This window comes from Mycolicibacterium mageritense, assembly GCF_010727475.1.
GTDB lineage: Bacteria > Actinomycetota > Actinomycetes > Mycobacteriales > Mycobacteriaceae > Mycobacterium > Mycobacterium mageritense.
Genome location: NZ_AP022567.1, coordinates 4,152,363 through 4,166,342, shown reverse-complemented (window position 1 = coordinate 4,166,342; position 13,980 = coordinate 4,152,363). Strand labels below are relative to the sequence as shown.

The window sequence follows — 13,980 nt, the reverse complement described above, 5'->3', positions numbered from 1 at the left end:
CGGCGTGTCAATTGACACACCAGAGTGGTCTTGTGAGCCCAATCACATGATGTGTATGTGCCAGAAAACTAGCATGGATGACGAAATAGGACAACAGATGCGGTGATAGTGGCCTTTTGCGCCGCCTAAGGGTGAATTCTGGCGTATATGGAACTGCCGGGCAGCGCGCCGCCACCTGCGCGACGTCGCACCGAGACTCACACCAGGGACAAACCGGGCACGGATCTTGTCCCTGGTGTGAATCTCGATGTCGGTACAGTGGTCGCCATGGCAACCGCATCCGACCGGGCAAACGCACGTTTGCTGTCGTCGATGTGGAACCGTGCCCGCCTGGCGCCGCTGAAGAGGATCTCGGGTTAGCTCGCGCAACCCACTGACCCTGCTATCAGCTTCGAGGCGTCATGAAGCCGTCCCTATACGCCGTTGCGGCGTCGCTCTACCTGACCGAATACACCCTCTACTCCAACTCGTCGTCGGCTGTGCTGCTGAACTCCGCGATCGCCGACTACTTCGACATCCCGTTCTCGCAGGCCGCTTACATCGGTGTGGCATTCCTGGCCGGCTTCTGTCTGGCGTTGCTGCCCGCGGGCCTGCTGTCGCATCGGTACTCACCGACGGCCGCGTTCTTCGCCGGCTCGGCGGTGCTCGCCGTGCTCGGCATCGCCGCGAGCCTCAGCCCCCAGTTCTGGATACTGATCACCATCCGGTTCCTGCAGGGCATCGCGTCGGCCGTGCTCGCGCCGCAGATCTTCCGCATCATCCGGACGCAGTTCTATCCCGATCACCACTCGGCAGTCCTCGGCACGTGGGGTCTGGTGGTGTCGGCGTCGGCGCTGTGCTCACCGCTGATCACCGCGCTGCTCAACGACCTGTGGGGCTGGCGCTCCTTCCCGTACGAGACCGTGGCGACCACCGTGATCGCGATGGCCCTGCTCGCGCTGGCACCTGCCCGACCGGCCACCACGCACGAGGACGCCACGAGCGGCCGCGCGGCGATCCCGGTCGTCGGCCTCGCGGTCGTGCAGCTCGCGATCTTCCTGGTGATCGGCGCGGCCGGCACCGTGCCCACCAAGGTGGCCCTGTGTGTCGCCGCGACCATGATCGGCATCACCGTCATCGTCGTCCGGGCCTACCGTCAGGCCCCGAATCCCGTTCTGCGCCAGAGCCTCTTCGTGGTGTTCGTGGCCGGCATCGCCACCAACGTCTTCACGCTGTCGCTGATCTACTTCCTGCAGCAGGTACGCAGCGTGAGTTCGTATGGCTCGGCGCTGTATCTGCTTCCCATGGCGTTCTTCGCGGGGTTGATCCCGGTGCTGAGATTCGGCAGGCCCGGTGACAACGCCAAGAACACCCGCCTGGTGTGGATCGGTGCGCTGTTCCTGATCACGGCCGGGCTGAGCGTCGTCCTGCCGGGACACCCGCTACTGCTCAGCGCCGCGCTCATGGGTGGCGCGATGGGATTCCTGTGGAGCTCCCTGGCCGCCAATGTGCTGACCAACTCCGCACAGATCGCGTTCGACTCCAGCCTGTACCACTACCTGCGGGCACTGGGCGCCGCGATCGGCGTGGCGATGGGCGCGACGATGATCGACGGCCTGGGCACCGAACTGTTCGGCGGGGTCGCCGCGCTGATGACGGTGGTCGGCGTGGCGGCGGCGTTGGCGGCCCGCTCGGCGTGCCGGGCAACCCGATTGGTGGCTGTGCGATGACGCTCACGTACGGCTGGCCCACCGACCAGCTCACCACCGATCCGCGCCTGGCGTACAACAGCATCTCGAAGACGTTTTGCCGCCAGGTCTACGAGAGCCTGCTCGACGTCGATCCCGGCAGCGGAGAACTGCTGCCCTGGCTCGCCACGTCGTGGCGCTACCGCGACCAGCTGACCCTGGATCTGGAGATCCGCGCCGACAGAGCGTTCTCGGACGGCACACCGCTCACCCCCACCGCCGTCGCGCAGAGCTTCACCGAAATCCGTGCGTTGGAGCGGGTTTCACCGCTTCCGGCCGCCGTGACGATGCTCACCGGGCTCGACCGAGTCGACACCGACGGCGACACCGTGACGTTTCGCTTCACGCGACACAACGCGGCGTTCCTGCGGTCGCTGGCCAGTGTGAACCTCGCCATCACGAGCCGGGCGGGACTGGGCACCGGGCGCTGGGCACGGACGGCCGAGGGGCTGCGTGACGGAGCCCGCCGGTTGATATTTCAGAAGTCCGTCTCGGGCGACCTCTACCCCGGGCCGGTCGACGGGTTTGCAGCCGCCGCACTGGACAATCCGGGCATCAGTTACGGGCTGTGCCCCAATGCATCCCGCGGTCTGCTTGCCGACCCGCGAATCCGCCGAGCGCTGTCGCTGCTGATCGACCGGCCACGCCTGCAACCGCTGCTCGATCCGAGTGGCTACTCCGTCGCCACCTCGGTGTTGACGCCGCCGACGCTCGACTATCGCGACTGCACGGCCGAACTCACCTACGATCCGGCAACCGCGCACCGGTTGCTCGACGGCCGGCGGCCCAGGTTCGAGGTGGTGTTCAACAGCACGTTCTCCCCCGTCGACACCGCGGTCCTTAACGCGGTGGCCGCGCAGTGGGCCGACCATGGCGTCGAGCTCGCGCTCTGCGATGTCGACTTTCCCGAGCTGCGCAGGCGGCAGGAATCCGGGGACTACGACTTCCGGTTCTTCTACTTCACCGGAAGCGACCCCGACGTGCTGCGCTACCAGTTCGCCGTCACCCAACGGAACATGAACCGCCGCACCGAACCCGACGAGCTCGACACCCTGCTCGACGCCCAACTCACCTGTGCCGATCCTGCCGCGCGCCGTGAGCTGGTGCACGACACCCAACGGCGGATCGTCGGCGACGGGCTGTGGCTGCCACTGTGCAATGTCCACACTGTCACCAGTTATCGGCCTGACGTGCTCTCCGGCGTGTATCTCGACGCCGAGGCATTGGCCCGAATCCCTTGAACCTGAAAGGCAAGACCATGGATATCGCCATCGTCGGCGCCGGCCTGGGCGGCCTGGCCGCGGCCGTCGCGCTGCAGCGACACGGCCACCGTCCCGTGCTGTTCGACAAGACCCGCGAGCTCGGCGAGGTCGGCGGCCCGCTGGGCATCTCGCCGCAGACGCTGCGGCTGTTCTCGCAATGGAAGATCATCGACGCGTTCAACGAGATCTCGTCGGCCACCGCATATTTCGAGAACCGCGACCAGCTCGGCCGGCTCGAGAAGGTCACCGACTACGGTGCGGCACCCGACGCCGACGGCGAACACGGACGGTTCGGCTACGCAGACGCCGAGGTCTCGCCCCGCACTGTGCACCGGGCCGATCTGCACAGTCTGCTGGTCGGGGCCGTCGGGGCCGAGAACGTGCGGCTGCGCCATCAGCTGGCCGCGATCACCGAACGTGACGATCACGTCGAATTGAGCTTCACCAACGGTGAGACCGCCCGGGCCGGTCTGGTCATCGCTGCCGACGGGCTGCGCTCCACCGTGCGGAAGATGTTCAGCAGCGACGAGATTCACTACTGTGGCTCGGTGATCTTCCGGGCCGTGAGCCCCGCGGACTGTCTCGACGGGCCCAACGACCGGCTGCGGTCGTGGCATTCGGACGACTACGCCAAACACGTCATCGCCATGCCGGTGCGGGCCGGCAGGCAGGTCGCTGTCGACGCCACGCTCGGGGTGGACGAACCACCGCTGCACCTGTGGTCCGCCCAGGCCGACCTCGAAGCGCTTGCCGCGCAGTTCGACGAGTTCGATCCCGTCGTGCCGCGGATGCTGCTCGCCGCGACCGGCCCGGTCTACATGCACCCGGTGTACGACCGGGATCCCATCGACCGGTGGACCACGGCCCGGATCGCGCTGCTGGGCGACGCCGCACACCCCATGACGCCGTTCGGCGGACAGGGCGCCAACCAGGCCCTTCAGGACGCGGCCGAACTGGCCACGCAGATCGCGGGCGCCGGCCATGACGACTACACCGCGGCGTTGCAGGAGTACCAGCGCATCAGGACCGAACAGACCGCCGAAATCCAGCGGGCCGCACGTGGTTACGCCGACCGGCGGGCGACGGTCTCGGTGCGCTTGACCGACATCGTCAGAACTGTGGAAGAGCCGTGATCATTTCGGCTAACGGATTGCTCCGCAAGCGATTCCGTCACCGACGGGGATATGGCACCGCTTGTGTTGACAGCTCTGCAATATGGGCGTCTACTGGAAGCCAGCGGAACAGACATTGGAAACCGCCTTCGTCGGATTCACAGACTTGCTCGTCGCCACGGTCTTCGTGACCGTTGGAGCTGAGCAGTGGCCGGGCGGCCCACCCACTGGCCGAAAGCTCCTCCCTGGCCGACAGCGATGTCCCAGGGACAACAGAAGCGATGTTCCTTTTCGGGATCCCGGCCGGCGCGGTGGCGTCGCTCAGTCATCCGTTGCGCCACGACGACCGTAGTGCCGATCGCACGCCGCGCCAACCGGTGTCAGGCAGTGCGAGCCGGAATATGGTGCGCAGCGTCTGAAGGTATTGATGCGACAGCGGCCCGCTGGTGTAGGGCACGTTGTACTTGTCGCACAGTTCTCGTACCCGGACACTGATCTCGGCCAGCCGGTTGCTCGGAAGATCCGGGAACAGGTGATGCTCGATTTGGTAGCACAGATTCCCGCTCGAAAACGCCAGCACGGTACCGGCTTTGAAGTTCGCCGTACCCAGCATCTGTCTGAGGTACCACTCCGGTCTGGTCTCGTCCTTGAGCGTGTCGGCGGTGAACTTCTCGGCACCGTCGGGGAAATGCCCGCAGAAGATCACTACATACGCCCACAGGTTGCGCAACAGATTGGCCGTGAGGTTGGCTCCCAGGGTCCGGCGCCAGCGACGCCGGCTCAGCGCGGGCAGGATGAGGTAATCTTTGACCAACTGCCTGCCGATCTTCGCTCGCAACACCTGGCGCGCATCCAGCTTGCCGGCTGCCGTATCCGCCCGGTCGCGTGCCGAATAGAAGCCGTGCAGCGCGATGCCCCACTCGAAGATCATGGCGAGCAGCACATTACGCAGCGGTTGGATGAAATGCTGTGGCTCCCAGGCCTGATCGCGGCTCATCCGAAGGATCCCGAAGCCAAGGTCGTCGTCCACGCCGAGCACGTTGCTGAACACGTGGTGGCGGTAGTTGTGCGAGTAACGCCACTGCGCGGACGGGCCGACCATGTCCCATTCCCACGTGCTCGAGTGGATCTCGGGGTCGTTCATCCAGTCCCACTGGCCGTGGCAGACGTTGTGCCCGATCTCCATGTTCTCGACCGATTTCGCGTATGCCAGCGAAACCGTCCCCACCAACCACCCGGTTCTCGATCGGCTGCCGGCGATCAGCAGCCGCGCGGCCAGGTCAAGTGTCCGTTGGAAATTGATCGTGCGCCGGATATAGGCCGCGTCGCGCTCGCCGAGCGAATCCTCGATGTCGCTGCGGATACTGTCGAGCTCGGCACCGAAAGCCTCGATGTCGGCGCGGCTCATTTGCGCGTACGCCGCGCTGTCGCTGATTGCCACCTGTGTGTGATCCCGGTTCGTCGATGTGCGGCGCGTGTCCGGGCCACCTGGGCGTGTTATCCGCGAGGGTAACCGTCAATGCCGGTTCCCGCCACAGCGCGTGACCGACGTCATCACACTGCGTGCGAATACCGTTGCGCCTGCTGAAACGTCGAGATGGCCGCCAGGGTGGCCGCCGCGCCCTGATTGCGGTCGACACCGTCGGCATGTAATCCGTCGAATCCCGCGCCCGTGCCGGGAACCCACATGAGTTCACCCGCGTCGTTGGCGCCCTCGAACCATGCTGCGGCGGCTCGCACCGTATCGGGCCAGATGGCTCGCGGATCGACGGTTGCGGCACGGGCACAGGCGTCGGCGAGGACGGCCACCTCGGTCGGCTGCTGGGCGAATCCCGGCCGGATGTCGTCGGCCGACCTGCCTGCAGCGGGTGTCGGCGAAAGGTGGCCGTTCACGGTCTCGCCTGCCACGAGCCAGGCCAGCAGGTCGAGCCCTCGGTTCCACAGCTCGGTGTCGTCGAGAACGATGCCCGCAGCGATCATCGCCTCGGTGAGAACGGCATTGGCGTAGGTCAGCCTGCGCTCCGGCCACGGCCAGCTTGTGCAGCCGCTCGGTGCGGGAACACGGACGGCATAGTCAGAGACGAGGGCGCGCGCCGCACCGTGTTCAGGGTGCACGGTAAGCATCTCGGCGGCGCCGAGCACTGCGAACGCCATGGCCCGTGGCGACACCGATCGGCGCCGCGCCGCACGCTCGAACTGGATCACGGCCATCGTGCGGACCATGCCGTCAGCGCTGTGCGCGGCGGCGCCAAGTCCCCACAGGCAGCGTCCCCAGGCTTCTTCCAGCGCCGGCGCATCGACCCAGGCGCCGGTGCCCGCCATGCGGTTGCGGCAGGCACCGCTCACGGTCTGCGCCTCGTTCAGGAAACGTATCGACACCCCCGCCAGCCGGCGCACCGCCTGGTCTGCCCCGGGTTGCCGGGTGGCGACAACGAGCACACGGGCCATATCTTCTGTCCGGTAACCATTCTCGGTCTGCGGCTCGGAGAGACAGGCGCGCTCGAAGGTACCGCGGGCGTCAGTCAAATGATGCAGGTGGTCGAACCTCGGCTGCGGGATACCCGTCATATGCGTTCCGGCTGAATCGACAAAACCTGTTGTGCAGCAGCCTGATATGACGCGGCGACCATCGACCACGCCATCGAGGGAGCCAGCCTTCTCGCCTCGGCCGCCATATCGCCTGCCAGACGTGGCTGGGTGAGCACGCTGCGCAACGCCCACCTCAACGCGTCGGGGTCATCATGCGCGACGACGATGCCCGCGCCACTCCCGAGGAGCTCCACTGCATGTGGAAAAGCCGTGGCGACGACGGGCCGACCATGGCCGATGGCTTCCACGAGCACACCGGATGTGTCCTGTTCGGTGGAGTCGTAGGGCAGCACCACCACTGCGGCGGACCGGACCAGCGCGCTCAACGACTCCCGGTCGCGATAACCGGACTCGAAGAACACCACGCCTGCCAACCCACTGTCGTGGACCTGCTGCACACACGCGTCACGGTATTGCTCGCCCTCGGCGGCGAGCACCTTGGGATGTGTCCCGCCCGCGACGAGATACCGCGGCCGGCCGTTGAGTTGGTGCAGAGCGCTCATGGCGTCGATGGCCCGCTCGATCCCCTTGCCCGGACCCAGCTGACCCCACGTCAACAGCGTGGGCCTGTTGCCTCGCTTGACCGATCCACCGGTGGGAATCGTCGCGCCGTGCGGAATCGTCTTGATTTTCAAGCCGTCGACGCGGAAGGCACGACTGAGCCGTCCGTTGGCCGTATCGGACAACACCACCACGCGTTCGGCCAAAGCCACGATCTGCTCGAGCACAGCGCGTTGGCGCGGCGACGGGTCACGGGGCACCGTGTGGACGACTACGATTGCCGGGACATCCAACCCGCCGATGATCTCCAGAATTTCATCGCCGTCCGCGCCACCGTAGACGCCGAACCGGTGCTGAACCAGGGCAATGTCGCTGAGGTTGAGCAGATCGATGCACTCAGCCACCGACGTTGCGGAACCATTGACCAATTCACCGATGACGTGACTGCCTTGGGATGGCATGCCATCGCTCACCCGGACCACGCCGATGTTCACGCCGTTGGCGGACAGACCTGCGGCGAGCCCCGAGCTGAACCTGGCCAGCCCGCACCGTGTCGGTGGGAATGTACAGAGCATCCCCACATTCAGCGGGCTGAGACCAGGACGCTCGGTGATGGGACTACCAACCAAGTGCAGTGTCGACGACGCGGTCAACGCGTCTCCGACCGGCGGTCGGCGGCAGGTGCGACTGGTGGATCATTCGAATCCTCGGTATCCGTGCCCTTTTTCGACACCGCGGGGCCCATGTCGGCATGGTTGCCGATGGCCCGAGGTTCGGTGATGTGCGTCATGCTCGTCTCTCTGGTTCTGTTGCGCCGTGCATCAAGACCGATGCACGCCGGCAGGCCGTCGGTTGGCCACGGTCATCGCGCAACGCGAATCCTGGATCTGAGAAAGATGATTCGCTGCTGATCGGCAGGTACGCGCATCGGCCTCGCTCCGGTTCGCGTTCGACGCCTCAGCCTGTCCGAAAGCACGCCGCTACCGCATTGTGTGTGTACTGAACCGAATTTCGCTGTACCGCAGAAAAACTGGTGCATCCTGCTAGCGCAGTGGATCGTTCGTGCCTGGTGGCGGGATCCGGGCCAGAACCTCAGTCAACGCTGCGCGGAGTACATTGTCAACAGCACCGATACCGACATTGCGAGTTCGCCGACGCGGCGCGTACGGTCGAAGGACCGGGACCACGACAGGCCCCCACATCACAAGGGGCCAACAATGGCTGACAAGTCGCCACGGCAGAGCATGAGCAAGAAGTCCGGTAAGTCGCTCAAGGAGAAGCGTGCGGTCAAGCGCGCCAAGAGCGCAGAGTCGTCGTCAACCGACAACGTCCTGCATCCCAAGAAGCACTGACGGTCAGCTAGTCCCCGGTCTGCGCCCACGCCGCGATCGGCAGCGTCAGGTACACACCGATCACCAAGTCCTGGGCCACATCCTGGGCGGCATCGCGGATGGCTTCGGCGCGTCGCTGCCGGTCCTCTGCCCGGTCGCCGAAGTACTTCGACTTGACCTCGATCAGCACGTCGATGTCGAAGCGGTCGAACGGGCCGACAGTGTGGAAACGGATCACCACATCGCCCGGCTGCAGGTTGCGTTCATAGGGCTCGTCTCGGCACTCGACCGCCAGGGAGACAACGTGAGGTAGCGCCTGAGCCAAACGCTCGCGGGTGTCGTCGGTCACCCGTGGACCACACGTGACATCGATCAGGGGCACATCCGCCTCCGAACTCCTCTCCATGCTCCGGCACGCCGACAGCCATCGTGCCATCGCTACCGTGGACTCGATCGATCATCGCGAACGGGAGCTGAGCAATGCACGTCGTCTTCCTGCACGGCATCGGGGACGGGAACCGGGACTACGACTGGCTGGACGGCCTCAACCGGGGCCTCACGCAGGCTGGGTTCGATCCGGTCGACCGTGCCGACGTGCTCGCGCCGCGCTACAGCGACCTGCTCAAGACCGACGGGATCACCGCCAAGCTGCCGCCCATCACCTACAAGGCCAAGGACGACGCGCTGGCGCGCCGCGAGTTCGAACGCAGGCAGGCCCGCGTGCAGCGGCTGCTCGGGCAGCAGTTCGGCGTCCGGACCTACGGGTTCAACCTGATCCCCGACCCGGTGTGGAACTCCGCGCCCAGCGGCGTCGTCGAGTACCTGTCGGTCTACGACCTCGACCAGGTCCGCCGCTACATCCGCAACGACGGCATCCGGGCCGCGGTGATGCTGCGCATCCTCAACGCGCTGCCCGACGAGGGTGAACTGCTGTTGATCGGTCACAGCCTCGGCAGCGTCATCGCGATCGACCTCCTCGACCATCTGCCGGAAGGTGTGCACGTGCGCCGGTTCATCACGATCGGCAGCCCGGCCAGTATCCGGGCCTTGCACGAGGGCAGCGAACGACTGCTCAAACGGTTCCCGTACTCACGCGTCGACGACTGGTCGAACTTCCTCAACGTGCGCGACATCGTCACGGGCGGAAGGGGTTTGGCATCGACCTTTCCCGGCGCACAGGACTTCATGCTGACCGTGCGCGGGCACAACGCCGACACCTACATGGGCGATCCCGCAGTCGCGGGGCTGGTGGCCGACGCGCTGTACCCGGGCCCGGAAGCTGCCGCACCGGCAGGTTCCGACATCGCCGTGCGGATGAGCGAGACCGAAGCGTCAGCCCTTCTCGTGCAGCATTTCGGGGAGGCCGTGGCCCGCCACATCAAGGACGCCGAGCGCGCCGACCGCTACCGCGCCACGCTGCAGATCCTGCGGGACGACCTGGCCGCGCAACTCACCCGGCAAGCAGCGGGCGGTCAGTTGCTCGCACCCGAGTTGCACCAGCTCATCGCCGGTGAGCTGCCTCCACTGCCGCAGCGGTGGGAACTGCACGAGGCCGTCACCGAGCTCGTGGTGCTGGCGCTGACCAATTGCGTCACGCCCTACGAGATCGACACCGGCGACGCCCCCATCAAGGCGCTGGAGGACATCGCCGATGCCCTCGGCTTCCGCCGTGATGTGGGAAAGACCGTGGCCACCGCGATCAAGGACGTGCAGGCCGCGGTCAGCAGCAAGGGCGGGGTGCCGTGGGGCCGGGTGCTGACCGCCGCGGCCGGTGTCGCGCTGATCGCCGCGGGCCCGGTCGGCCTGGTCGTGGCCGCGCCTGCGGGCGCATTCGGGGCGGCGGCCGTGACCGGAGGCCTTGCCGCGTTCGGCCCCGGCGGCATGGTCGGCGGGCTCGCGATGGTCAGCGGGCTGGCCGGGACCGGCGCCGCGACGACGGCCGCCGCGGTGGCCGGCGGCTCCGGGCCTGCCGAGTCGCCGCCCAACCTGGACAAGCTCATGATGCGCGTGGCCGCGGCGCACGCCCGCAAGCTGCTGGACCTGGGTTCAGACACCCGGCTGTGGTATCAGCTCACCGACTTCGAGAGCCAGGTGTCGGCCGTGATCAACCGGCTCGAGCCGTTCAACGACCCCAAGTCCGCGCGGTTGTCGCAGCTGACCGCGGCGAAGGCCGCGATCAACGCGCTGCTGCAGTTCATGGTGGTAAATGGCTTGGTGCCCAAGGAGATTACCGACGGAGAAGCGGCCGAAGCCCCGTGACTTGCCGAAAGCCTCTGGCTCAGACCGGTTTGAGGGAGTAACGTCCGTCTCGGCGTATGAAGAAAGCGGTACGTCAAGTCAGCTACCGGATCCGAGATCCCCACGGAGCGGATAGTGACCGCTACCCCACGCAAAACGAAAACTGAGCTGCCCTGCATCGGCGCCCGCCCCGGCGAGCGGCATGGATCGACGGCGGACGAAGTCCGCTCCCACTACGACCTGTCGAACGAGTTCTTCAGGTTGTGGCAAGACCCAACCCAGACCTACAGCTGTGCCTACTTCGAACGCGACGACATGACGCTGGAGCAGGCGCAGATGGCGAAAGTCGATCTGGCGCTTGGCAAACTGGGCCTGCAACCCGGCATGACTTTGCTCGACATCGGCTGCGGCTGGGGTTCGACCATCATGCGCGCGGTCGAGAAGTACGACGTCAACGTGATCGGCCTGACGTTGTCACACAACCAGCTCGCCCACATCCAGCAGCGCTTCGTCGAATCTGACAGCAAGCGCAGCAAAGAAGTTCGGCTCCAGCCGTGGGAAGACTTCACCGACCCGGTCGACCGCATCGTGTCGATCGGAGCGTTCGAGCACTTCGGCTTCGAGAAGTACGACGACTACTTCAAGAAGACCTATGAGCTGATGCCCGACGACGGCGTGATGCTGCTGCACACCATCGTCTCGACCAGCAAAGAAGAAGTGGCCGAACTCGGGTTACCCACCACGATGTCGCTCATGCGCTTCTTCCGCTTCATCGTCACCGAGATCTATCCCGGCGGCCGCATTCCGCTGATCGCGATGGTCGAAGACCACGCCACCGACGCAGGCTTTACCGTCACGCGCAAACAACGTTTGCGGCCGCACTATGCCCGCACGCTGGACACCTGGGCGGCCAACCTCGCGGCCCGCAAGGACGAGGCGATCGAGATCACCTCCGAAGAGGTCTACGAGCGGTACCTGAAGTATCTGACCGGGTGCGCCGACCTGTTTCGCAAGGGTTACACCGACGTATGCCAATTCACCTGTGAGAAAGCGGTATAGCTGAGGGGGAGGTCACCACATGGCTGACGGCAGGTCCGCGACGGCGGAGATGCGGCCGAACTTCGAGGACGTACAAGCCCATTACGACCTCTCCGACGATTTCTTCGGGCTGTTCCAGGATCCATCGCGAACGTACAGCTGCGCGTTCTACGCGCGCGACGACATGACCCTCGAACAGGCACAGCTGGCCAAGATCGACCTGGCCCTCGACAAACTGGGCCTGCGACCGGGCATGACGCTGCTGGACGTCGGCTGCGGCTGGGGCGCGCTGATGAAACGCGCGATCGAGAAATACGACGTCAACGTCATCGGCCTGACCTTGAGCCGCAACCAACACGCCTACAGCCGAGAGCTTTTGGCGCAAGTACCCACCGCCCGCTCACACCAGGTGCTGCTGAAGGGCTGGGAACAGTTCGACGAACCCGTGGACCGCATCGTCAGCATCGAGGCGTTCGAGGCGTTCGGCAAGTCGCGGTACGCCGCGTTCTTCGATACGGCCCACCGGGTGCTCCCGGCCGACGGCCGCATGGTTTTGGAGACCATCTTCACCCATCCGATCAACTACTGGCGTGAGCACGGCATCGCGATCACGTTGAGCGACATGAAGTTCACGCGGTTCATCGGCAAGGAGATCTTCCCGGGCGGGCAGCTGCCCTCCGATGAGGACGTGCTCCAATTCTCCTCGGTATCAGGGTTTTCCACCGTCGAGCTACAACTCATGAACACCCACTATGTCCGGACCCTCGACACCTGGGCGGCAGCCCTGGCCGACCGTCGCGACGCCGCGATCGCCACCACGTCCGAAGAGGTCTACGAGCGCTACATGCACTACCTGACGGGCTGCGCGGACTTCTTCCGACGCGGCATCGCCGAGGTTGCGCAGTTCACCTTCGACAAGCGAAATCAGTAGGCGCCGAACGCCAATACCACGTTGTTGCCACCGAAGCCGAAGGAGTCGCTGATCGCGTAGCGGAAGTTGCCCCGGCGCGGTTGATCGGCCACCACATCCAGATCGATCTCGGGATCGGGGTTCTTCAGGTTCAGTGTCGGCGGGATGATCCCGTCGCGCAGCGCCTGTACGGTCAGCACGGCCTCCACCGCGCCGGCCGAGCCCAGCGAATGCCCCAACGCCGCCTTCGGCGCGTACACCGCGGGCGTGTGCTTGCCGAGCGCATTGTGAATCGCCCGGGCCTCGGCCAGGTCGCCGCGCACCGTCCCGGTGGCATGCGCGTTGACGTGGTCGATGTCGGCCGGGGTGAGGCCGGCCAGCTGGACGGCCCGCGTGATGGCGGCGCCGGCCTGGATGCCCTCGGGGTCCGGGTCGATGGGGTGATGGCAGTCGGATGTGATGCCGACGCCCATCAACCGCGCCAGGATTCGCGCGCCGCGGGCCTTGGCATGCTGCTCGGTTTCGATGAGCATGAGCGCGCCGGCCTCGCCGAAAACCATGCCGTCGCGGTGCAGGTCGAAGGGGCGGCACGCGGCAGGCGGATCGTCGTTGGCGGTCGACAGCATGCCGAGGCGATCGAACACCGCGACGGGCACCGCCTCGATCCATGTTTCGACGCCGCCACAGATCGCGGCGTCGGCGTCGCCCAGGATGATGTGCTGCCACGCGTACGCGATCGCCGCGGCGCCGGAGGCATCGGCCATCAACGGCGAGATGACGCCCGCCTTCGCGCGCCGTTCCAGTCCGACGGCTGCCGCGGGAGCGTTGGGCATGTATTTCTGGATCGCGGTCGGCGGCACCGCGCGCAGCCCCTTCTTCAGCCAGGTGTCGTATTGCAGCACAAGCTCTTCTGTCGAACCCAGTGCGAGCCCGATCGACACCATAAGCCGCCTGGTGTCGACCTCGGGTGACCCGGCATCCTCCCAGAGCCGGCGGCCCAGCACCGCAGACATCTGGCCCATATACGAAAGTCGGTGCCGCTCAACACGACCCAGGATCTCGTCGAATCGCTCCGTCAGCTGCCCGCCGACCCGCACCGGGGAATGGAATTCGGTGACGAACCACTTGTCGAGGGTGCCGATGCCGCTTCGGCCCTCCAGCAACAAGTCCCAGGTCTGCTCGGCCTGGGACGCAAGGGCCGTGGTCGATGCGGCCGCGGTGACGACGACATCCGGTAAGCCGTCGCCGGTGGTCATGGCAACCATGCGCTGT

13 protein-coding genes are annotated in these 13,980 nt (G+C 65.9%); 7 read left to right on the top strand and 6 right to left on the bottom strand.

Going from position 1 to position 13,980, the window contains the following annotated elements; translation table 11 throughout:
• Positions 1-401: 401 nt before the first annotated feature.
• From G6N67_RS20085 to G6N67_RS20075, 3 genes are read left to right on the top strand one after another with little or no spacing between them, the layout of a single operon-like run.
• Entirely contained in the window at positions 402-1,709 is a 1,308-nt protein-coding gene (locus G6N67_RS20085) for an MFS transporter (RefSeq protein WP_036429357.1), read from the top strand.
• Positions 1,706-2,968 carry an ABC transporter substrate-binding protein gene (locus G6N67_RS20080; protein ID WP_036429358.1) on the top strand — a complete coding sequence of 421 codons (1,263 nt, stop codon included), beginning with the start codon at positions 1,706-1,708 and terminating at the stop codon, positions 2,966-2,968. Before G6N67_RS20085 ends, G6N67_RS20080 begins: the two co-directional genes overlap by 4 nt.
• 17 nt (positions 2,969-2,985) lie before the next feature.
• A complete protein-coding gene (locus tag G6N67_RS20075) occupies positions 2,986-4,122 on the top strand; it encodes an FAD-dependent monooxygenase (RefSeq protein ID WP_131524561.1) in 1,137 nt (378 codons plus the stop codon).
• A gap of 304 nt (positions 4,123-4,426) precedes the next feature.
• On the opposite strand, the gene G6N67_RS20070 is transcribed toward G6N67_RS20075, so the two are convergent.
• The 4 genes from G6N67_RS20070 to G6N67_RS20055 all read right to left on the bottom strand — a co-directional run bounded on the left by G6N67_RS20070 (position 4,427) and on the right by G6N67_RS20055 (position 7,981).
• Positions 4,427-5,542, bottom strand: coding sequence for a fatty acid desaturase family protein (locus G6N67_RS20070; RefSeq protein ID WP_036429360.1), 1,116 nt, complete (start codon positions 5,540-5,542; stop codon positions 4,427-4,429).
• A 113-nt stretch (positions 5,543-5,655) separates the two neighbouring features.
• Positions 5,656-6,669, bottom strand: a complete 1,014-nt coding sequence (locus tag G6N67_RS20065; RefSeq protein ID WP_036429361.1) for a hypothetical protein — start codon at positions 6,667-6,669, stop codon at positions 5,656-5,658.
• Entirely contained in the window at positions 6,666-7,766 is a 1,101-nt protein-coding gene (locus tag G6N67_RS20060) for a glycosyltransferase (RefSeq protein WP_051578480.1), read from the bottom strand. Before G6N67_RS20060 ends, G6N67_RS20065 begins: the two co-directional genes overlap by 4 nt.
• Positions 7,767-7,840: 74 nt before the next feature.
• Positions 7,841-7,981 carry a hypothetical protein gene (locus tag G6N67_RS20055; RefSeq protein WP_163642243.1) on the bottom strand — a complete coding sequence of 47 codons (141 nt, stop codon included), beginning with the start codon at positions 7,979-7,981 and terminating at the stop codon, positions 7,841-7,843.
• A gap of 427 nt (positions 7,982-8,408) precedes the next feature.
• Between G6N67_RS20055 and G6N67_RS39530 the strand changes: the two genes are divergently transcribed.
• Complete coding sequence (locus G6N67_RS39530; protein WP_268951220.1) at positions 8,409-8,543, top strand: hypothetical protein; 135 nt, start codon at positions 8,409-8,411, stop codon at positions 8,541-8,543.
• 7 nt (positions 8,544-8,550) lie between these two features.
• Here G6N67_RS39530 and G6N67_RS20050 read toward each other — a convergent pair whose 3' ends face one another.
• Positions 8,551-8,871: a hypothetical protein gene (locus tag G6N67_RS20050; protein WP_229480150.1), complete on the bottom strand. Its 321-nt coding sequence runs from the start codon at positions 8,869-8,871 to the stop codon at positions 8,551-8,553.
• Positions 8,872-9,002: 131 nt separating this feature from the next.
• Here G6N67_RS20050 and G6N67_RS20045 point away from each other — a divergent pair, with 131 nt between their 5' ends.
• The 3 genes from G6N67_RS20045 (at position 9,003) to G6N67_RS20035 (ending at position 12,729) form a co-directional block, all read left to right on the top strand.
• Positions 9,003-10,781 carry an alpha/beta hydrolase family protein gene (locus G6N67_RS20045; RefSeq protein WP_036434505.1) on the top strand — a complete coding sequence of 593 codons (1,779 nt, stop codon included), beginning with the start codon at positions 9,003-9,005 and terminating at the stop codon, positions 10,779-10,781.
• A 114-nt stretch (positions 10,782-10,895) separates the two neighbouring features.
• Complete coding sequence (locus tag G6N67_RS20040; RefSeq protein ID WP_036429362.1) at positions 10,896-11,819, top strand: cyclopropane mycolic acid synthase family methyltransferase; 924 nt, start codon at positions 10,896-10,898, stop codon at positions 11,817-11,819.
• A 19-nt stretch (positions 11,820-11,838) separates the two neighbouring features.
• The gene (locus G6N67_RS20035) at positions 11,839-12,729 is read left to right on the top strand and encodes a cyclopropane mycolic acid synthase family methyltransferase (protein ID WP_081812415.1); all 891 of its coding nucleotides are present in this window, start codon (positions 11,839-11,841) and stop codon (positions 12,727-12,729) included.
• Here the strand turns inward: G6N67_RS20035 and G6N67_RS20030 are convergent.
• A complete protein-coding gene (locus G6N67_RS20030; RefSeq protein ID WP_036429363.1) occupies positions 12,723-13,973 on the bottom strand; it encodes a KasA/KasB family beta-ketoacyl-ACP synthase in 1,251 nt (416 codons plus the stop codon). The two genes, G6N67_RS20035 and G6N67_RS20030, sit on opposite strands and share 7 nt — an antisense overlap.
• Positions 13,974-13,980 lie beyond the last annotated feature (7 nt).

Bases quoted from the DNA above. Each gene is read 5' to 3' on its own strand.
- G6N67_RS20060 (WP_051578480.1), bottom strand. From the start codon at position 7,766: ATGCTCTGTACATTCCCACCGACACGGTGCGGGCTGGCCAGGTTCAGC.
- G6N67_RS20065 (WP_036429361.1), bottom strand. From the start codon at position 6,669: ATGACGGGTATCCCGCAGCCGAGGTTCGACCACCTGCATCATTTGACT.
- G6N67_RS39530 (WP_268951220.1), top strand. From the start codon at position 8,409: ATGGCTGACAAGTCGCCACGGCAGAGCATGAGCAAGAAGTCCGGTAAG.
- G6N67_RS20085 (WP_036429357.1), top strand. From the start codon at position 402: ATGAAGCCGTCCCTATACGCCGTTGCGGCGTCGCTCTACCTGACCGAA.
- G6N67_RS20030 (WP_036429363.1), bottom strand. From the start codon at position 13,973: ATGGTTGCCATGACCACCGGCGACGGCTTACCGGATGTCGTCGTCACC.
- G6N67_RS20045 (WP_036434505.1), top strand. From the start codon at position 9,003: ATGCACGTCGTCTTCCTGCACGGCATCGGGGACGGGAACCGGGACTAC.
- G6N67_RS20035 (WP_081812415.1), top strand. From the start codon at position 11,839: ATGGCTGACGGCAGGTCCGCGACGGCGGAGATGCGGCCGAACTTCGAG.
- G6N67_RS20055 (WP_163642243.1), bottom strand. From the start codon at position 7,981: ATGACGCACATCACCGAACCTCGGGCCATCGGCAACCATGCCGACATG.
- G6N67_RS20075 (WP_131524561.1), top strand. From the start codon at position 2,986: ATGGATATCGCCATCGTCGGCGCCGGCCTGGGCGGCCTGGCCGCGGCC.
- G6N67_RS20080 (WP_036429358.1), top strand. From the start codon at position 1,706: ATGACGCTCACGTACGGCTGGCCCACCGACCAGCTCACCACCGATCCG.